This is a genomic window from Mesorhizobium sp. WSM4807 (assembly GCF_055811615.1).
Genome location: NZ_JBVVQY010000012.1, coordinates 133,111 through 151,712, shown reverse-complemented (window position 1 = coordinate 151,712; position 18,602 = coordinate 133,111). Strand labels below are relative to the sequence as shown.

The following is an 18,602-nucleotide window of genomic DNA, read 5'->3' as shown; positions in this document are numbered from 1 at the left end:
AAGCCCCCCGCCCACGGGTCTGCGTCGGATCGAACCAACCTCGGTTTTTCCCTGGGAAAAATCGGGTGCGACGATCCCAAAACCTAAATGACCGGCGTCAGAAGCAAGCTGACGTCGGTTTTTTAATGGCCGAGTGATGCGCGCGGCCTTCCCTTCTCCGCTTGTGGGAGAAGGTGGCCTCGCCCACGGGTCTTGCCTCCGGCAAGCCCGAGGACAGGCTCCGCGAGGTCGGATGAGGGGTGTTGGCAATTTCCTTGAAATCGCCGCCACCTCATTCCTTCCAGCACCCCTTCATCCGTCTCGGCGCTGCGCGCCGATCCACACCCGGGGCGAGTCGCGGGCCTCGCCCGCCCTTCGGGCCCCACAAGGGGAGAAGGAGAGGTCCCCGCTCAAGGCTTGTGGATCAAGGCGGCGCCCAGGATGGGACCCGGCATGCCGTCCTTGCCCACCGATTGCAGCAGCACGGCGCAGCCGCCTTTCTTGGAAATCACGCTCATCGGCAATTCGTAGCGCTGCGCCTTGCCGTGCCACATGCCGGCGGTCTGGATGCCGGAGACGGCGTTCCAGTAAGTCATGCTGCGGCCGGTGTTTTCGCCCTTGCCGATTTTGATCGTCTGCGGCGGGTCGAAATAGACGATGACGACATGGGCATCGCTGGGGCCGGTCCCGGCATCGCCGGCGTCGATGGTGACGCGGTCGCTGGTCCGGCTGACCTTGATGCTGACCCGCATGCCTTCGCCTGATCCTTCCATGCGGGCGAGCGCGCCGTCGACTTCCTTGCGGCTGGCGCCGTTGACATGGCTGCGGCCATTGATGACGGCCTGCGGCGTATAGACCGAGCGGCTGCCGAAGGCGCGCATATACTCATATTGCCGCTCGGTGTTCTCCTTGCGGCTCAGCGTGTCCTTCCAACCGAGATAATCCCAGTAGTCGACATGATAGGCGAGCGCGACGATGTTCTCCTTGGTGGCAAGCTCGGCGAAGAATTCATCGGCCGGCAGGCAGGAACTGCAACCCTGGCTGGTGAAGAGCTCGACGACGCCCAAGGGCTGGTCAGTCGAGGCTTTGTCAGCCTGGGGTTTGTCGGCCTCGCCGGCAAGCGCATTGCCGGCAAGTCCAGCGCCGGCAAACACCGAGAGGGCCAGCGCCAATGCCGCAAGCCGCAATGGTCTTCGAGGTGTCATAGCCGTTTCGACTCCCGCCGGTGATGGCCGGCTTTATTCTGATTGGCGAAATATGTGGCAGAAGCGGCAGTCAACGGGAAGTCACGTTGCGGTGAAATTTTACCGCTGTAACCAACTGCAAGGGCGCAATAGGACGGCTACACTTCAGGGTAGATACCGATTCGGGCGACAATCAGCATGTGGCAAACTCTCCTGACGCCGGTCGACCTGTACTGCGAGCGGGTCGGGCCGGAGCTCTGGGCCGAGCCGGTCAACGCACTGACCAATCTGGCTTTTCTTGTCGCCGGGCTGTGGGGTGTCCGGGAGGTGCGCCGGCGTGGCACCGGCATCTTCGCCGAAGTGCTGGCCTGGTGGGTGGTGGCGATCGGCATCGGCTCGGCGCTGTTCCACACCTTTGCCAACCATGGCACGGTCTGGGCCGACGTGCTGCCGATCGCCGGGTTCACGCTGGCCTACACGCTGTTCAACCTACGCCGTTTCCTCGGCATGAAATGGGGCAAGGCGGTCCCCATCTTCGTCGCCTTCTATGCCGTCACCGGGTTGTTGACCTGGGCCGTGCCGGACTGGCTGCGCCAGGCATCGAACGGCACGACCGGCTATCTGCCGCCCTTCCTGGCGCTCGCCTTCTTCGGCGTCATCGTGGCGGCGAGCGGCAACCGTGCCGGCGGGTACAATCTGGCGGGCTCGGCGATCTTCGTCGTCTCGGTCATCTTCAGGATCATCGATCCGCTGGTCTGCGGCAGCTTCCCGCTCGGCACGCATTTCCTGTGGCACATCCTCAACGGGCTGATGCTCGGTGTGCTGCTGGCGGCGGCGGCGCGCTTCGGGGCGCCGAAATTAGGGCAGTACGGGAGTAGGGCAGTAGGGCAGTAGGGAATAGGACGAGGCAGTGGAGGCGATTTTCCCCTACTGCCTTACTGCCCTACTCCCGTACTGCCCTCTCTCTATGCCGCCAGATCGCGCAGCACATATTGCAGGATGCCGCCGTTCTTGAAGTAGTCGAGCTCGTCCAGCGTATCGATGCGGCAGATGATCGGAATGTTCTTCACCGTGCCGTCGCCATAGGTGATTTTCGCGACCATCTTCTGGCGCGGCTTGATGGCGCTCAGTCCGTCGATCTCGACCAGTTCGTCGCCCTTGAGGTTGAGCGAGGCCCATGAGGTGCCCTGCTCGAAGACGAAGGGGATGACGCCCATGCCGACCAGGTTCGAGCGGTGGATGCGCTCGAACGACTGAGCGATGACGGCGCGAACACCCAACAGGTTGGTGCCCTTGGCCGCCCAGTCGCGCGACGAGCCGTTGCCGTATTCGACACCGGCGAAGATGACCAGTGGCACGCCTTCCTTCTTGTACTCCATGGCGGCGTCGTAGATCGATCTCTCTTCCTTCGACGGATAGTGGATGGTGTAGCCGCCTTCGCGGCCGTTCTCGCCCAGCATGTGGTTGCGGATGCGGATGTTGGCGAAAGTGCCGCGCATCATCACCTCGTGATTGCCGCGCCGCGTGCCGTACTGGTTGAAGTCGGCGACGCCGACGCCATGGTCGGTAAGATACTTGCCGGCCGGAGATGCCGCCTTGATCGAGCCGGCCGGAGAGATGTGGTCGGTCGTGATCTTGTCGCCGAACAGGCCGAGCACGCGGGCGCCCCTGATGTCGCCGATTGTGCCGAAGCCTGATGTCATGCCGGCGAAGTAGGGCGGGTTCTGCACATAGGTCGAATGGTCGTCCCAGGCGTAGGTCTGGCCTTCCGGCGCCTTGACGTTCTGCCAGTATTCGTCGCCCTTGAAGACGTCGGCATATTTGCGGGCGAACAGTTCGCGCGTCACGTTCTTCTCGATGAACTCCTGGATCTCGACCGAACTTGGCCAGATGTCCCGGAGGTAGACTGGGTTGCCGTCACGGTCCTCGCCGAGCGGCTCGGTGGTCAGATCCTTGGTCACGGTCCCGGCCAGCGCGTGGGCGACGACCAGCGGCGGCGAAGCGAGGTAGTTCGCCTGCACGTCGGGCGAGACGCGGCCTTCGAAATTGCGGTTGCCGGACAAGACCGCGGCAGCGATCAAACCTTTATCGTTGATGGTCTTGGAGATCGGCGCCGGCAGCGGGCCGGAATTGCCGATGCAGGTGGTGCAGCCGAAGCCGACCAGGTTGAAGCCGATCTGGTCGAGTTCCTTCTGCAGGCCGGATTTCTCCAGATATTCGGCGACGACCTGGCTGCCCGGCGCCAGCGATGTCTTGACCCACGGCTTCTGCTTGAGCCCGAGCCGATTGGCGTTGCGCGCCAGCAGCCCGGCGCCGATCAGCACGCTCGGGTTCGAGGTGTTGGTGCAGGAGGTGATGGCGGCGATGACGACATCGCCATGGCCGAGATCATAGTTGGTGCCTTCGACGGCGTAGCGCTTGTCGATTTCGGCGGCCTTCCGGTATTCGGTCTCCATCGCCTTGGCAAAGCCGGCCGGAATGTCTTCCAGCGCGACCCGGCCTTCCGGACGCTTGGGGCCGGCCATCGACGGCACGACATCGCCGAGATCGAGCTCGAGCAGGTCGGTGAAGACCGGGTCGGCCGAGCCGGTATCGCGCCACATGCCTTGCGCCTTGGCGTATGCCTCGACCAGCGCGATGCGGTTTTCCTCGCGGCCGGACATGGTGAGGTAGCGTATGGTTTCGCCGTCGACGGGGAAGAAGCCGCAGGTGGCGCCATATTCGGGCGCCATGTTGCCGATGGTGGCGCGGTCGGCCAGCGTCATGTTGGACAGACCCGGACCGAAGAACTCGACGAACTTGCCGACGACGCCCTTCTTGCGCAGCATCTGGGTGACGGTGAGCACGAGATCGGTGGCGGTGACGCCTTCCCTCAGTCTGCCGGTGAGGCGGAAGCCGATGACTTCCGGCAACAGCATGGAGACGGGCTGGCCGAGCATCGCGGCCTCGGCCTCGATGCCGCCGACGCCCCAGCCGAGCACGCCAAGGCCGTTGATCATGGTGGTGTGCGAATCGGTGCCGACGCAGGTGTCGGGATAGGCGGTGGTTTCGCCGCCTTCAGTGTTGGTCCACACGACCTGGCCGAGATATTCGAGATTGACCTGGTGGCAGATGCCGGTGCCGGGCGGCACGACGCGGAAATTGCGGAAGGCCTGCTGGCCCCATTTCAGGAACTTGTAGCGCTCCTCGTTGCGCTCGTATTCAAGCTCGACATTCCGGGCGAAAGCCAGCGGCGTGCCGAACTCATCGACGATGACCGAGTGGTCGATGACCAGGTCGACCGGCACCAGCGGATTGATCTTTTGCGGGTCGCCGCCGAGCGAAGCCATGGCGTCGCGCATGGCGGCCAGGTCGACCACGGCCGGAACCCCGGTAAAATCCTGCATCAGCACACGGGCCGGGCGATAGGCAATCTCGACGCCGGCAGTGCCCCGGTCGGTCAGCCAGCCGGCGACCGCCTGGATGCTCTCCTTGGTGACGGAACGGCCGTCCTCGTTGCGCAGCAGGTTCTCCAGCAGCACCTTCATCGAATAGGGCAACTGGGCGATGCCGGTGAGGCCGTTCTTCTCGGCCTCGATGAGATCGTAATAGACATACTCGGCGCCACCAGCGGTCAGCGTGCGGCGGCAATTGAAACTATCGAGGGATTTTGACACGTGCGATCCGTCCTTGTCTGTTCAGCCTGAAAGGGAACGGACGCCGATGGCATGCAATCACGCGCAAAGGTGCGGGTACGGCCATTTCCGCTGTCCGTTCCCAGCCAACCCGAGCCGTTCAAGGCGGCGCGTGCGCTGGTTCGGCGCTAATTCGCTTCCCGTGCCGACCGCTGGCACGGATGACCCGGATATAGAGAATTTCCTGGAATAGTTCTAGACAGTCGAAAGGCTATTTTGTGCGATGCGGCAGCTGCCGTGGCGCGATGTTTCGGGACGGGCATGGAATGCGGCTGATCGCCGAAAATCTGGGCGGCGAACGCGGCGGCGAGACGATTTTTTCCGGCATCGGTTTTGCCCTGGAAAAAGGCCAGGCGCTGATCGTCACCGGGCCGAACGGCGCGGGGAAATCGACGCTGCTCAGGGTAGTTGCCGGGCTGCTGCCGGTGGCGGCAGGCCGTTTGCTTCTCGAAGGTGGCGGTAAGGATTTTCCGTCGGTCGCCTCGGCCTGCCATTATCTCGGCCACCAGAACGCGATGAAGACGGCGCTGAGCGTGGCGGAAAATCTGCGCTTCTGGCGCGATTTTTTGGGCGCGGATTTTTTGAGCGCTGAACAGGCGCTGGAAACGGTCGGGCTTGATGGTATCGGCCATCTGCCGTTCGGCTATCTCTCCGCCGGGCAACGGCGCCGCGCGGCGATCGCAAAATTGCTGGTCAGCCGGCGACCGCTGTGGCTGCTCGACGAGCCGACGGCCGGGCTGGACAAGGCTTCGGAAGAGCGATTCGCCGTGCTGATGCGGAAGCATCTTGAGGACGGAGGGATCGTTGTGGCGGCCACGCATCTGCCGCTGGGGCTTGGGGGGGCGCAAGAATTGAGGATGACCGGTTGATGTCGGCGTTCCACGGCGCCCCCCTCTGTCCTGGGCAAAGGCATCTCACACCATGCTAGCCCTCTTCCTGCGCGATATCCGCCTGAGTATCCGGGCCGGCGGAGGGGCGCTGACCGGCGTGATCTTCTTTCTCGCGGTGATCGCCACGATCCCCTTCGGCGTTGGGCCGGACCTCAATCTGCTAGCCCGAATCGGCCCGGCGATCCTGTGGATCGGCGCGTTGCTCGCTTGCCTGCTCGGTCTCGACCGATTGTTCCAGGCCGACCGGGAGGACGGCTCGCTCGATCTGCTGGTGCTCGGCGACGAACGGCAGATGCTGGCGCTGACCGTGCTGACGAAATGCCTGGCGCATTGGGCGGGAAGCGTGCTGCCGCTGGTCATCGCGGCGCCCTTGCTGGGCCTGTTCATGAATATGGAGCCGATCGGCATCGGCGCCACGGCGCTGACCCTTCTGGTCGGCACGCCGGCGATCACCTTCATCGGCGCTGCCGGTGCGGCGGTGGCGGTGGCGCTACCGCGCGGCGGGCTGCTGATCTCGGTGCTGGTGCTGCCGCTGACCATTCCCGTGCTGATCTTCGGCGTCTCGGCAAGCTATGGCGCGGTGGCCAACCCCGATCCGTTCCTGCAGCCTTTCCTCATTCTCGCCGCGCTGACCTTGTTTCTTGCCGTGCTGGGGCCGGCTGCGGCAGCGCTGGCGCTGCGTCATGGGGCGGACTAAATTAGACGGCCGCCTGACGTCAAAGGCTGCGGCGCTGCCGTCGATTGCGAAGCCGATGGCGCAAGGTTAAGGGAAGGCATGTTCGAACGAAGCGGAATGGTCCGGTTGAAAGTTTTTGCGCCGGCGGAGCTACCCATATGAGCGTACACGCCCTTTATGTGACCGCTGCCTATGCCATCACGGCCGTGGTGCTGGCCGGGCTGATCGGCTGGATCCTGTTCGACCAGCGTGCACGCAAGAGGGACCTCGCCGAGCTGGAAGCATCCGGCGTGCGGCGGCGCTCCGACAAGGCGGGGAAATCATGAGCATGGAGACGGAAACGCCGGCGCGCGGGCGGCGCCTGATCGTGCTGTTGCCGTTGCTGATTTTCCTCGGGCTGGCGGGGCTGTTCCTGACGCAGCTGTTGTCCGGTCGCGACACTTCGGAAGTGCCATCGGCGCTGATCGGCCTGCCGGCGCCGCAGACCAATCTACCGGCGCTGGAGGGCATGAATTTGCCGGGGCTCGATTCCAAGCAGTTCGCCGGCAAGGTCACGCTGGTCAACGTCTTCGCGTCGTGGTGCGGGCCATGCCGCGACGAACATCCGGTGCTGCTGGCGTTGTCGCAGGACAAGCGCTTCGTCATCGCCGCGCTCAACTACAAGGACCAGCCGGAAAACGCCCGCCGGTTCCTCGGCGATCTCGGCAACCCGTTCCAGGCGATCGGCGTCGACGCGGCGGGGCGCGCGGCGATCGACTGGGGCGTCTACGGCGTGCCGGAAACCTTCGTCGTCGGCAAGGACGGCAAGATCGCCTACAAGCATGTCGGCCCGCTGACGCCAGGCTCGGCGCAGACGCTGCTTTTGCCGGAGGTCGAGAAGGCGCTGGCAGCGCCCGGCTGAGACACCGGAAACGCGATGGACGAACGAGACATCCGCGATCATCTTCTGGCTCAGGCGAAAGCCTGCGATGGACTTGGTTCGCCCTTCACCGCGAATTTATGCCGTGCGCTGGCCAAGGTTCTCGATGCAAACACCAGGGCTGGGCAGGCAGTGCTCGGTTGGCCGGGCGACGCGCGCGCCGACGGCCTCGCATTGCGGCTCTGCGGCGCGCTGCATGGGTTGGTCCTGACGGGTGCCAGTGAGCAGCTGGCACTGATCTATCCGCCCAACCAGACAAGCGAATCCGAGATCGCGGCGGTGCTGCCGGAGGCAATTGCGCGGTCCGACGATCAGATCATCGCCGGCCTCGCCGGCGCGCCGCAGACCAATGAAATCGCCCGGTCGGCGATGCTGCTGCCTGGATTTCTGACGGTGGCGCGGGAAACGGGCCTGCCGCTGGATCTGTGCGAGATCGGCGCCAGCGCCGGGCTCAATCTCCTGTTCGACAGCTTTCACTACCGCTACGGCGATGCCGAGTGGGGAGACCCGGCCTCCCCCGTGCGGTTGGCACCGGAGGTGCGCGGCCTCGCTGTGCCGCTTGGTGGAGCGATCGACGTCCGCCATCGCGCCGGCTGCGACATCGCGCCGATCGATGTCGTCGACGCAGCGGCGCGCTTACGGCTTCGGTCTTATGTCTGGGCCGATCAGGCAGCGCGGCTGGCCCGGCTCGACGCCGCGCTGTCACTTGCCGAAAAGTTTCCACCGCCGCTTGTCAAAGCGGACGCGGCGGATTTTATCGAGAAGGCACTGGCCACGCGGCAGCCGGGCGGCACCTTCGTGCTCTATCATTCGACCATGTGGCAATACCTGCCGCGGGCGACCAAGGATGCCATCACCGCCACCCTGGAGCAGGCGGGCAGACAGGCCACGGCCGCTGCGCCTATCGCAAGGCTGAGGATGGAGCCACGCGATCCCACAAAGCCATGGGCGGTACTCAGCCTCACTCTATGGCCCGGCCGCGAGACACGCCGCCTGGCCCATTGCGATTACCACGGCCGCTGGATCGAATGGATCGGCTAAGCCGATCAAACAGTTCTGGTTGCGCATGATCTCGTCCGAAAAGTCTGCAACTTTTCGGGATCATGCGTTCGCCTCAGCCGTAGATCTGCTTGTGGACCTGGTAGAGCATTTCGCTGCGGTCGGCGCGCATGTCGGCCAGATCGCGGCTGGAAAAGGAGTCGATTTCGGCGATGAGGCGGTTGTATTGCCGGCGCTTGGCGATGCTGGTGCGAGCGCGGCTCATGAGGTTGTCGAGAATCATAGCGAGGTTCCTTCTGCGCCGCATTGTTGCGGCAGGTTGTTCCTCCCTGATCGATACGCAGCATGACATAGTTATGATGCGCTGCAAAAAGAAGATGTTGCAACGCACCATTGCGCTGGACGCATAGCCGGTTAACCGCGCATGAGCGCCGTCATTTTGGGCCCTATCATTTGAGCAAGGTCGGCATTGCCGCGGTTTGCTCCGATGTCTCAAGATGCGGTGGGGCCGACATCAACGATCTTGCCATATTGATCGCCGGCTGGCTTGATCGCGCCGGCACTAGCGATTTTGCATGACCGGGAGGAAACCATGGCCGCCGAAGACTATGAGATTCTCGATCCGCGTTTTGCGCGGCTGTTCAACAGCAATGCGCAGTTGGACAAACTGTTCACCGGATGCCGGTGGGCGGAAGGGCCGGCTTGGTTTGCGGCCGGCCGTTATGTGGTGTGGTCCGACATCCCCAACAACCGCATGCTGCGCTACGACGAGACCGACGGCAGCGTCAGCGTGTTCCGGCAGCCGTCCGGCAATTCCAACGGCAACACCGTCGACCGGCAGGGCCGGCTGGTAAGCTGCGAGCATTCGGGCCGCCGCGTCAGCCGCACCGAGCATGACGGCTCGATCACCACCATCGCCGACAAATGGCGCGGCAAGCGGCTGAACTCGCCCAACGATGCGGTTGTCAAGTCCGACGGTTCGATCTGGTTCACCGACCCGACCTACGGCATCGATACGGATTATGAGGGCGACAAGGCCGAGAGTGAGATCGGCGCCTGCCATGTCTACCGAACCGATCCCGGAACCGGCGAGATCGACGCGGTGATCACCGACATGGTCAGGCCCAACGGGCTTGCCTTCTCGCTCGACGAGAGCAAGCTCTATGTCGTCGATACCGGCCGCACGCATGGCGCGCAGAATCCGGCGCATATGCGGGTGTTCAATATCGACGAGGGTGGCAAGAAGGTCTCCGGCGGAAAGGTCTTCGCCGACTGCACGGCCGGCCTGTTCGATGGTTTCAGGCTCGACGATCAAGGGCGGATCTGGACCAGTGCCGCCGACGGCATCCATTGCTACGATCCCGACGGGACGCTGATCGGCAAGATCAAGGTGCCGGAAGTCGTCGCCAATTGCGTGTTCGGCGGCAACAAGCTGAACTGCCTCTACATCGCCGGCACGACCTCGCTCTACATGGTCCGGCTGATGGTCAACGGCGCCAAGACTTATTGAATCACAAAGGGGAGGACGCATGCCATTCGTCAACATCCGCATCGTCAAGGAAGTCATCGCCGCCGATCCCGCCGGCAAGAAGACCGCGATCGCCAAACAGGTGACGGCGGCCATCACCGGCGCCACCGGCCTGACCAGCAACGATGTCTGGGTGGTCTTCGAGGAGGTCAATGCGCGCGACTGGTTCGTCGGTGACACCGATGTCGAGACGCTGAGACGGAAGGGCTAATCTCCCGACGGGCACGGCAGCGGCGCGGAAGTTTGCGAGAGGCCTGCGGGACAGCGCCCCCTCTGCCCTACCGGGCATCTCCCCCACTTGGTCCCCATTTGGGGGGAGATCGGCAGCTTCGTCGCCTAGCCCGTCTTTCAACGTTGGAGGTTGGCGAAAGCGGGGATGACGGCCAATCTCCCTCATTGTGGGAGATGCCGAGTCTTGGCAAAGAGGGCAGGACAGGGTGAGCGCGAAGGAGCGCCGACGCTCGCCTCGCGTTCGCTCCGCTCCGGGACAACGAAAGCATGGTAGCCGCCGCTTAACGCGAGCGGATGAAGTCGGCGAAGGCCGAAACGGCGCTGCGCATCGCCAGCCGGTTTGCCGGTTCCGCCAGGATTTTCTCTACCTCCGGAGGCTTCTTGCCGAGCAGGTCGAATTCGAGCGCAGCTTCCTCATAGAGCGCGAAAGACATGGTCCTCATGATCTCGGCCAAGGCGTCGCGCGCAAACAGCGAGCGCGGCGAGGCGTGCACCAGCATTGCCGGCTTCCCGACAGCGGCGTCGCGCGACACCAGCCAGTCGAGCGCGTTCTTGAGGCCGCCTGGCACGGCATGGGCATATTCCGGGCAGGAGACGATGACGCCGTCGGCGACGGTGACCGCGTCGATCAGCGCCGCTGCTTGCGGTGGCGTCCGCTCGCCTTCGTCATCCGGGTTGAAAATCGGCAGCCGGCCAAGCCCGTCATAAACGGACACGTGACAGTCCGGCGGCGCGCTTTGCGCGAGTGCCGCGACCAGGGCGGAATTGGTCGAGGCGGCGCGCAGGCTGCCGGAAATGGCGAGGATGTTCAGCAAAGGAATGGAGACCGGCTTGGGCGATTCGTGTCGGGCACACTACCACATGGTGTGCTTGTAATCGTCGTCCAGCCAGCGGTCGGTCGCCTCGGCCGTCTCGGCGAGCGCCAACTGGTCGCGCAGGATCTGGCCGAGCGTCGGCAGCGTCGCACGGTCGTACCAGGTTTCAGACTTCCACAGATCGGAGCGCATGAAAGCCTTGGCGCAATGCATGTAGGCGGCCTTGACCGTCACCAGAACGACGCTTTGCGGTTCCTTGCCGTCGACGGCTAGCCGCTCGCGCAAAGCCGCATCAACGGTGATGCGGGCATCGCCGTTGACGCGCAGCGTCTCATTCATGCCCGGGATGAGGAAGAGCAGTCCGACCGAGGGGTTGAGAAGAATATTCTCCAGCGTGTCGAGCCGGTTGTTGCCGGGCCGGTCGGGGATGGCGATGGTCTTCTCGTCGAGCACGGCGGCAAAGCCCGGTTTGTCGCCCTTCGGCGTCACATCGGCATTGCCGGCGCCGTCGGAGGAGCCGATCAGCACGAAGGGGCTTTTGCCGATGAAGGAACGGCTGTGGCCATCCAGCGCCTTCAATTCCTTGCGGATTGAGCCGTCGGTCGGCCGAGGCGTCTTGTAGATCGCTCTCAGCTCCTCGCGCGTGGTGACGAATTCCATGCCCTCTCCTTAATCGCTACTTGCCGGGCTTCTCTTCTGCTCCGGTCTTGCCTTCAAGCGAATGGCGCATGATCAGCGGCATCTGGCTGAAGGTGAAAAGAAGCGTGATCGGCATGATTCCCCAGACCTTGAAGGTAACCCAGGCGTCGGTGGAGAAATTCCGCCAGACCACTTCGTTGACAAGGGCCAGAAACAGGAAAAACACGCCCCAGCGGAAGGTGAGCTTCTTCCAGCCCTCGGCATCGAGGCTGAACGCCGAATCGAAGACGTAGCCGAGCAGCGACTTGCCGAAGAACAGGCCGCCGAGCAGCACGCCGCCGAAGAGCATGTTGACGATGGTCGGCTTCATCTTGATGAAGATGTCGTCCTGCAGGTAGAGCGTCAGCGCGCCGAAGACGAAGACGACGACGCCCGATACCATCGGCATGATCGGCAAGGTGCGGGTGAGCAGCCAGGAAGCGATCAGCGCGATCGCGGTCGCGGCCATGAACAGGCCGGTGGCGACGAAGATCGGCCCGCCGAGCTCGGCCAGCGCCGGAAATTTCTGCGATAGCCATGCGCCGCGCGCGTTGGCGAAGAAGAACACCATAAGCGGGCCGAGCTCCAGCACCAGCTTGAGCAGCGGATTGACGCCTTCCTTCTTCTGTTTCTGCGGGTCGGACGGGTCGCGTTCGAGGATGCGCGGGTTCATAGGCTTTCCTTCTTGCGCAAGATCCTGTCCAAGAAGTCTGCAACTTCTTGGGATCATGCTTGTTATGCCACTCCAGCGATCGCCCTGGCGAACTCGCTTGCGGAGAAAGGTTCGAGGTCGTCGACCTGTTCGCCGACGCCGATGAAATAGACCGGCAATTTGTGCTTTGCCGCGATCGCCACCAGAATACCGCCGCGTGCCGTGCCGTCCAGCTTGGTCATCACCAGGCCGTTGACGCCGGCGACATTGCGGAAGATCTCGACCTGGTTGAGCGCGTTCTGGCCGGTGGTGGCGTCGACCGTCTGCAGCACGGTGTGCGGCGCTTCCGGATCGAGCTTGCCCAGCACCCGGACGATCTTTTCCAGTTCCGCCATCAACTCGGTCTTGTTCTGCAGCCGCCCGGCGGTGTCGATGATCAGCACGTCGGAGCCGGCTTGCCTGGCCTGTTCGAAGGCGTCGTAAGCAAGACCTGCCGCATCGGCGCCGAGCTTCGAGGCGATGACCGGCGACTTGGTCCGCTCGCCCCAGATCTTCAATTGCTCGATCGCGGCGGCACGGAACGTGTCACCGGCCGCGAGCATCACCGACAGGCCGCCGTCGGTCAGCTTTGCCGCCAGCTTGCCGATGGTCGTGGTCTTGCCGGTGCCGTTGACGCCGACGACAAGGATGACATGCGGCTTGTGGCTGAGGTCAAGCTCCAGCGGCATGGCGACATGGGTCAGCACCTTCTCCACCTCGGTCGCCATGATGGCGCGGACTTCCGTCTCGGAGACGTCCTTGCCGTAGCGGCTGGCGGCCAGCGAATCGGTGACGCGCAACGCCGTCTCCATGCCGAGATCGGCGCGGATCAGCACGTCCTCCAGATCCTGCAGCGTGTCCTCATCGAGCTTGCGCTTGGTGAAGACGCCGGCGATGTTACCGGACAGTTCCCGGGAAGAGCGGGCAAGCCCCTCCTTCATACGCTGGAACCACGAGCGTTTCGGTGCCGGTCCCGGCGCCTTCTGCGGCTCGGCTTTCTGCTCGACCTTCTTGGTTACGGTCACCTTGCCGGGGGCCGGCTTTGGCTCCGGCGGTGGTTGCGGAACGGCCTCCGGCTCGGGTGCGATTTCGGCAAGGACCGGCTTCGCCTCGATCGGCGCCGGCTGGCGAATGGGGGGCGGGATTTCGGCCGCCGGCGCCTCAGACTTGGGGGCTGTTGAGGGAGCCTCAGCGGGCGGTGCCGGCATTTCGACGGGCTCCGGCTCCGGCTGTTTTTCCGGCTGGAACGGGGCGATTTCTGGCGGCTGCGGCTCGGGCTCAAGAATTTCCTGCGGCACTGGTGCAGGAACTGGCTCAGCGATGACGGCGGCGGCCGGGATTTCTTCGGGCTCCGGCTCCTCAGCAGCCGTTTCCGGCTCCGGCGGCCGCAGCTCCTCGACCGGAGCAGGCTCTGGCTGGATTTGTGGCTCGGGGGAAATGATCGGAGCGGGCTCGGCCTCTTCAACAGGCGCCGGCAGCGGCGCGGGCGGCGCTTCCGCATCGACCGGTGGCGGAGGCGCAGCTTCTGCCTCGGGCCGGGGCTCCTCGTGTTTCAAAAATTCCGGAACGGCCTGCTCCGTCGCCGGTTTCAGCGCCTCCAGCGCGTCCCATTTGATCGGCGGCAGCGGCGTGGTCTCGTCGATCCGCTCCTCGACCACTTCCTTCTTGCCGAACGAAAATATCTTCTTGAGAAAACCAGCCATGTTCTTGCGTCTCAGGCGGCGCGGGCGGCAAGTGGCGCCGCGATCAGTCTGATACCGTCATGGCCGGCGATATCAGCCTCAACGATTTCGCCCGGCGCGCCGGCAGAGATCGCGGCAAGCGTGAAGCCTTCGGTGCGGCCGAGCCCGTCGCGCTCGACCAGGATCGACTGGCGCGTTCCGGCAAGCGAGGAAAGGTGGCCGCGGTAAGCGGCGTCACCGGCGGCGCGCAGCCGTGCCGCACGCTGCTTGACCACCTCGCGGCGAAGCTGCGGCATGCGCGCGGCGGGGGTGCCTTCGCGCGGCGAGAACGGGAAGACGTGCAGATGCGTCAGCCCGCATTCCTCGACGATCTCCAGCGATTTTTCGAACATCGCGTCCGTCTCGGTCGGAAAACCGGCGATCATGTCGGCGCCGAAGACGATGCCGGGACGCAATTTGCGCAAATCCTCGCAAAAGCGGATCGACTGATCCCGGTTGTGCCGGCGCTTCATCCGCTTCAGGATCATGTCGTCACCCGCCTGCAGCGACAAATGCAGATGCGGCATCAGCCTGGGCTCGGTGGCGATGGCGTCGAGCAGATCGTCGTCGGCCTCGATCGAATCGATCGAGGAGAGGCGCAGGCGTTTTACGCCAGGCACCTGCTTCAGGATTGTCTTGACCAATTTGCCGAGTTTCGGGCTGCCAGGCAGATCGGCGCCGAAACTGGTCATGTCTACGCCGGTCAGCACGATCTCGGCATAACCATTGCCGCTCAGCCTCTTGACCTGCTCGACCACGGCGCCCATCGGCACCGAGCGCGAATTGCCGCGGCCATAGGGGATGATGCAGAAGGTGCAGCGGTGGTCGCAGCCGTTCTGCACCTGGACAAAAGCCCGCGCCCGGCCCTCGATGGCGTCGACCATGTGGCCGGCCGTCTCGCGTACCGAAAAGATATCGTTGACGCGGGCCTTCTCGGTGTCGTTGACGCCGAAATCCGGCAGCGCGCGATAGGAATGCGCCTTCAGCTTCTCTTCATTGCCGAGGACGAGATCGACCTCGGCCATGGCGACGAAATTCTGCGGCTCGGTCTGCGCGGCGCAGCCGGTGACGATGATGCGGGCGGCCGGGTTCTCGCGGCGGGCCCTGCGGATCGACTGTTTTGCCTGGCGCACCGCTTCGCCGGTGACGGCGCAGGTGTTAAAAATGATGGCGCCGCCTTCCAGCGCGCCAAGGCCGGCGCTTTCCGCCTCTCGCCGCATCACCTCGGATTCGTAGGTGTTCAGCCGGCAGCCGAAGGTGACGACGTCAACACTTTTGGAAAGAGCGGGACCCTTCTTGGCAAGAGGAGCCATCAGGCGGCGCTTTCGGTGTCGCGGGCCCACACCCCGGTCGACGGATCGAAGCTGCCGGAAAATTCCCATTCGGCGGCACCGGTGAGGATGACGTGGTCGTCGCCGCGCCATTCGACATGCAAGGAGCCGCCGCCGGGCGTCACCAAGGAGACACTGCGTCCGGTGCGCCTGGTGCGCGCGGCAGCGACGACGGCGGCACAAGCCGCCGTACCGCAGGCCTTGGTCAGGCCGGCGCCGCGCTCCCAGGTGCGGATGACCATCGTCTCGGGTGAGGTCACCCGTGCGATGGTGATGTTGGCGCGTTCGGGGAAGATCGGGTGGTTTTCGAGCAGCGGGCCGAAGCGGTCGAGCTCATAGGACCAGACGTCGCGCTCGACCCAGAAGATAGCGTGCGGATTGCCCATCGACACGACCGAGGGCGAGTGCAGTACAGGCGCGTCGATCGGGCCGATCTGCAGCTCGATCATGCGGGTATCGCGGAATTCCTCGGCCAGCGGAATATCCTGCCAGCCAAAACGCGGGTTGCCCATGTCGACCGAGATCAGCCCGTCGGCATGTTCTTCAGCGTTGAGGATGCCGGCGACGGTCTCGAAGGCGAATGTCTTCTGGCCGGTCTCGGCGGCAAGTGCCTGCACCACGCAGCGCATGCCGTTGCCGCAGGCCTGCGCGCCGGTTCCGTCGGAATTCAGAATGTCGATGAAAAAGGCGGTGCCCGGCGTTCTGGCGTCGTGGATCGCCATGATCTGATCGAATTTCGTCGCGGCATCGGCATTGAGCGCAAGGGCGGCAGCCGGCGTCACCCGATCGGCGCGACCGCGCATGTCAGCAACGATGATCTCGTTGCCAATGCCGTTCATCTTGGCGAAGGGGGCAGTGCTTGCCATGGATCGAAAGGTCTCATGCCGGTTTGGCGCCTATATGGCGGATACCGGCCGAAATTACCAGTGTGCGGACGTCAGAGCGACGTGCGTCCACTTGGACGCACAAAGTACGCTCTGACACTTTGGGCCCGCGCATCGTGCTTTCCGAAAATCGATTCCGATTTTCGGGCCGATGCGTCTACGCCACCGCGAAGACGCCGAGCATGACCAGCAGGAAGATAATCAGCACGATGCCGATGAGGATACGGGCGCCGGTGGCGGCGGCTCCGGCCAATGCGGGCATGCCGAGCAGGCTGGCCGCGGCCGCGATAATCAGAAGAATGATGATCCATTTGATCATGCGGAAATCCCTCGCAGCCGACGGTTGTGGATGCCTGCCAACGTGTTTGCGACGTCCCGGGTTCCGCTGGGGGTCCCCTGCGCCGTGAAGCCGGTTGCCTGCCTGGTGCATCGGGCCCAAAAGTGGGTACCGGTTTTGGGAAAATCCGATGAGCGGCGGTTCGCTTCGACTTGAAAGTCCGCCGCTCTAGACCGCCGGCACGTCCCAGACCTCGCCGGGACGCAGGGCGCGAAAGCATTCGCGAGGGACGCCCTGGTCATCCAGGGCCTCGCCCAGCTTTCTGGCCGGCTCGTCGATCGGCTCGTTGGTAAGCCGGAACGTGCCCCAATGGCAGCCGGCAGCATGGGCGGCGTTGCACAAAAGCATGCCTTGCACCGCCTCCTCCGGGTTCTGGTGGTGAGGCGCCATGAACCAGCGCGGCTCGTAGGCGCCGATCGGCAGGATGGCGAGGCGGAAGCCGGCGTGCCTTTCGGCCATCAGCCGGTAGTTGATGCCGTCGTGGAAACCGGTGTCGCCGGCGAAATAGACTTTTCCGCCTGGCGTCTCGACCACAAAACCCGCCCACAGCGCCATGCGCCGGTCGCGGGCGCCGCGCGCCGACCAGTGGTGCACCGGCTCGACATGGACGGCGACTTCCTTGCCGATATCGACCCGCTCGCCCCAGTCATGCACGGAAAGCCGCATTCCGGGAACGCCGTCGTCGATGATGCAGTCGTTGCCGAGCGGCGTCAGCACCAGCGGGTCATGCTTCGTCTTCAGCCGCTTCAGCGTGGCGAGGTCGAGATGGTCGTAGTGGTTGTGGCTGACCAATACGAGGTCGATCGGCGGTAGGTTGGAAAAGGCGATGCCGGGCGGATTGACCCGTTTCGGCCCGGCAAAGGAGAGCGGCGAGACGCGCCGCGACCAGACCGGATCGGTGAGGATGTTCAGGCCGGCTGTCTGGATGAGCAACGAGGAATGGCCGACCATGGTCAGCCTCAGTTCGGAGCCGTCGATCCGTTTGGCCGGTGTCGCCTGATGAAACGGACTTGGATTCGCCGCCGGCCATTTCGAGCGTTCGCCGCCCAGCTGCCACTTCAGAAGATCGGAAAAACGGGCAGGCAGCTTGCCGTTGGGATTGAAGAACAAGGTGCCGTCGAAATGATCGCTCGGCGGGCCGCTGTAATAGCGATTGGCGGCTCTTTTTCTCGCAGCCAAGGTTTCGCCTCCGGCAGGGTTCCGTTTCATCAGAGATAGGACCGGACCCGGCTGGCGCAAGCATTTGGCGGCCGAATGCCAAGAGCACGCCTGTCCAGCAAAACCGCTTGCGCGCCTCGGTCAGGCTTACAGGGGCAGGCTGGGCGGCCCGCATTTTGTGGCAAAGTTGCAACAGTTGTTGCCGCAAATGGTATTTTAACTATATCGGGTTGAAATTTCGCCACCTTCCCCATCTTGGTTGGGGAGATTGTGCGGACGGCGGCCCCAGCCGGATCCGACGGAGGTTTGAAATGAATTTATCGAAAACCGGTCTGCTGGCCGTATCGCTTGCCGCGCTCGTTGCGAGCGGCTGTTCAACGTCACGATTCTCGTCGATGGACCAGCAGCCGTCGCCGCTTGAGGCCGCGCCCTCCGGCACGGTGACCGCAAATCAGCTGCCGCCGCCGGCGGCGCCCGGCACTGCCGACCCGTCGAAATTTCCAACGGCGCCGCAAGGCTCTGAGGTCGCTTCGCTGCCACCGGACGGGACGGCTCCGGCCGGGGCTGCGGATCTTACCGCCTCCAGCGTCGCCGGCGTGTGGAAGGCCAGCGTCTCCGGCCAGAGCTGCCAGGTGGCGACGCCACAGACCAAATTCGGCGCCGGCTACCGGGCCGGGCCGCTGCATTGCCCGGCGCCGATCAACGGCATTAAGTCCTGGAACGTCGCCGGCAAGCAGTTGACGCTGTACGACGAGAATGGCGGCACGCTGGCACGGCTCTATTCCTCGGGCGGAGAGAAATTCGACGGCCAAACTTCCAACGGCCTGCCGATCTCGCTTACAAGAGGCTGACCCGCCCCCATTTATTTTTACGCAAATCCGACGGAAAACCGAGACATACTTTTCTT

20 protein-coding genes are annotated in these 18,602 nt (G+C 64.0%); 9 read left to right on the top strand and 11 right to left on the bottom strand.

Going from position 1 to position 18,602, the window contains the following annotated elements; genetic code table 11:
* Positions 1-389 precede the first annotated feature (389 nt).
* A complete protein-coding gene (locus tag AC0L3N_RS17895; RefSeq protein WP_473548853.1) occupies positions 390-1,184 on the bottom strand; it encodes a DUF1223 domain-containing protein in 795 nt (264 codons plus the stop codon).
* 177 nt (positions 1,185-1,361) lie between these two features.
* Here AC0L3N_RS17895 and AC0L3N_RS17890 point away from each other — a divergent pair, with 177 nt between their 5' ends.
* A complete protein-coding gene (locus AC0L3N_RS17890; protein ID WP_473548852.1) occupies positions 1,362-2,057 on the top strand; it encodes a ceramidase domain-containing protein in 696 nt (231 codons plus the stop codon).
* Positions 2,058-2,128: 71 nt separating this feature from the next.
* Here the strand turns inward: AC0L3N_RS17890 and acnA are convergent, their stop codons facing one another.
* Entirely contained in the window at positions 2,129-4,819 is a 2,691-nt protein-coding gene (gene acnA, locus AC0L3N_RS17885; protein ID WP_473548851.1) for an aconitate hydratase AcnA, read from the bottom strand.
* A 284-nt stretch (positions 4,820-5,103) separates the two neighbouring features.
* Between acnA and ccmA the strand changes: the two genes are divergently transcribed.
* The 5 genes from ccmA (at position 5,104) to AC0L3N_RS17860 (ending at position 8,363) form a co-directional block, all read left to right on the top strand.
* The gene (gene ccmA, locus AC0L3N_RS17880) at positions 5,104-5,706 is read left to right on the top strand and encodes a heme ABC exporter ATP-binding protein CcmA (protein WP_473548850.1); all 603 of its coding nucleotides are present in this window, start codon (positions 5,104-5,106) and stop codon (positions 5,704-5,706) included.
* Positions 5,707-5,758: 52 nt separating this feature from the next.
* On the top strand, positions 5,759-6,424 hold the full coding sequence (gene ccmB / locus AC0L3N_RS17875) for a heme exporter protein CcmB (protein ID WP_473548849.1): 666 nt from the start codon (positions 5,759-5,761) through the stop codon (positions 6,422-6,424).
* Positions 6,425-6,561: 137 nt separating this feature from the next.
* Positions 6,562-6,729, top strand: coding sequence for a heme exporter protein CcmD (gene ccmD, locus AC0L3N_RS17870; protein ID WP_029349414.1), 168 nt, complete (start codon positions 6,562-6,564; stop codon positions 6,727-6,729).
* Positions 6,726-7,304 (top strand): DsbE family thiol:disulfide interchange protein, encoded by a 579-nt coding sequence (locus AC0L3N_RS17865; protein ID WP_192356468.1) that lies wholly within the window; start codon positions 6,726-6,728, stop codon positions 7,302-7,304. Before ccmD ends, AC0L3N_RS17865 begins: the two co-directional genes overlap by 4 nt.
* A 15-nt stretch (positions 7,305-7,319) precedes the next feature.
* Positions 7,320-8,363 (top strand): DUF2332 domain-containing protein, encoded by a 1,044-nt coding sequence (locus tag AC0L3N_RS17860; RefSeq protein WP_473548847.1) that lies wholly within the window; start codon positions 7,320-7,322, stop codon positions 8,361-8,363.
* A gap of 73 nt (positions 8,364-8,436) precedes the next feature.
* Here AC0L3N_RS17860 and AC0L3N_RS17855 read toward each other — a convergent pair whose 3' ends face one another.
* Positions 8,437-8,604, bottom strand: coding sequence for a hypothetical protein (locus AC0L3N_RS17855; protein ID WP_084646772.1), 168 nt, complete (start codon positions 8,602-8,604; stop codon positions 8,437-8,439).
* A 309-nt stretch (positions 8,605-8,913) separates the two neighbouring features.
* Here AC0L3N_RS17855 and AC0L3N_RS17850 point away from each other — a divergent pair, with 309 nt between their 5' ends.
* A complete protein-coding gene (locus AC0L3N_RS17850; RefSeq protein ID WP_473548846.1) occupies positions 8,914-9,831 on the top strand; it encodes an SMP-30/gluconolactonase/LRE family protein in 918 nt (305 codons plus the stop codon).
* A gap of 19 nt (positions 9,832-9,850) precedes the next feature.
* Entirely contained in the window at positions 9,851-10,060 is a 210-nt protein-coding gene (locus tag AC0L3N_RS17845; protein WP_473548845.1) for a tautomerase family protein, read from the top strand.
* A gap of 301 nt (positions 10,061-10,361) precedes the next feature.
* On the opposite strand, the gene AC0L3N_RS17840 is transcribed toward AC0L3N_RS17845, so the two are convergent.
* The 8 genes from AC0L3N_RS17840 to AC0L3N_RS17805 form a co-directional block, all read right to left on the bottom strand.
* Positions 10,362-10,895 (bottom strand): NADPH-dependent FMN reductase, encoded by a 534-nt coding sequence (locus AC0L3N_RS17840; protein WP_473548843.1) that lies wholly within the window; start codon positions 10,893-10,895, stop codon positions 10,362-10,364.
* A gap of 39 nt (positions 10,896-10,934) precedes the next feature.
* Complete coding sequence (locus AC0L3N_RS17835) at positions 10,935-11,555, bottom strand: pyridoxamine 5'-phosphate oxidase family protein (protein ID WP_473548842.1); 621 nt, start codon at positions 11,553-11,555, stop codon at positions 10,935-10,937.
* 16 nt (positions 11,556-11,571) lie between these two features.
* On the bottom strand, positions 11,572-12,246 hold the full coding sequence (locus AC0L3N_RS17830) for a septation protein A (RefSeq protein WP_473548841.1): 675 nt from the start codon (positions 12,244-12,246) through the stop codon (positions 11,572-11,574).
* 62 nt (positions 12,247-12,308) lie between these two features.
* A complete protein-coding gene (ftsY, locus tag AC0L3N_RS17825; RefSeq protein ID WP_473548840.1) occupies positions 12,309-13,967 on the bottom strand; it encodes a signal recognition particle-docking protein FtsY in 1,659 nt (552 codons plus the stop codon).
* Between the two features lie 11 nt (positions 13,968-13,978).
* A complete protein-coding gene (gene mtaB / locus AC0L3N_RS17820) occupies positions 13,979-15,298 on the bottom strand; it encodes a tRNA (N(6)-L-threonylcarbamoyladenosine(37)-C(2))-methylthiotransferase MtaB (protein ID WP_473548839.1) in 1,320 nt (439 codons plus the stop codon).
* Positions 15,298-16,182, bottom strand: coding sequence for a diaminopimelate epimerase (gene dapF, locus AC0L3N_RS17815; RefSeq protein WP_473548838.1), 885 nt, complete (start codon positions 16,180-16,182; stop codon positions 15,298-15,300). The genes mtaB and dapF overlap by 1 nt, the downstream gene beginning before the upstream one ends.
* A gap of 175 nt (positions 16,183-16,357) precedes the next feature.
* The gene (locus AC0L3N_RS17810) at positions 16,358-16,519 is read right to left on the bottom strand and encodes a DUF1328 family protein (protein WP_077380919.1); all 162 of its coding nucleotides are present in this window, start codon (positions 16,517-16,519) and stop codon (positions 16,358-16,360) included.
* A 186-nt stretch (positions 16,520-16,705) separates the two neighbouring features.
* Positions 16,706-17,746 carry an MBL fold metallo-hydrolase gene (locus tag AC0L3N_RS17805; RefSeq protein ID WP_473548837.1) on the bottom strand — a complete coding sequence of 347 codons (1,041 nt, stop codon included), beginning with the start codon at positions 17,744-17,746 and terminating at the stop codon, positions 16,706-16,708.
* Between the two features lie 260 nt (positions 17,747-18,006).
* Here AC0L3N_RS17805 and AC0L3N_RS17800 point away from each other — a divergent pair, with 260 nt between their 5' ends.
* Entirely contained in the window at positions 18,007-18,546 is a 540-nt protein-coding gene (locus tag AC0L3N_RS17800) for an AprI/Inh family metalloprotease inhibitor (protein WP_473548836.1), read from the top strand.
* Positions 18,547-18,602: the final 56 nt, after the last annotated feature.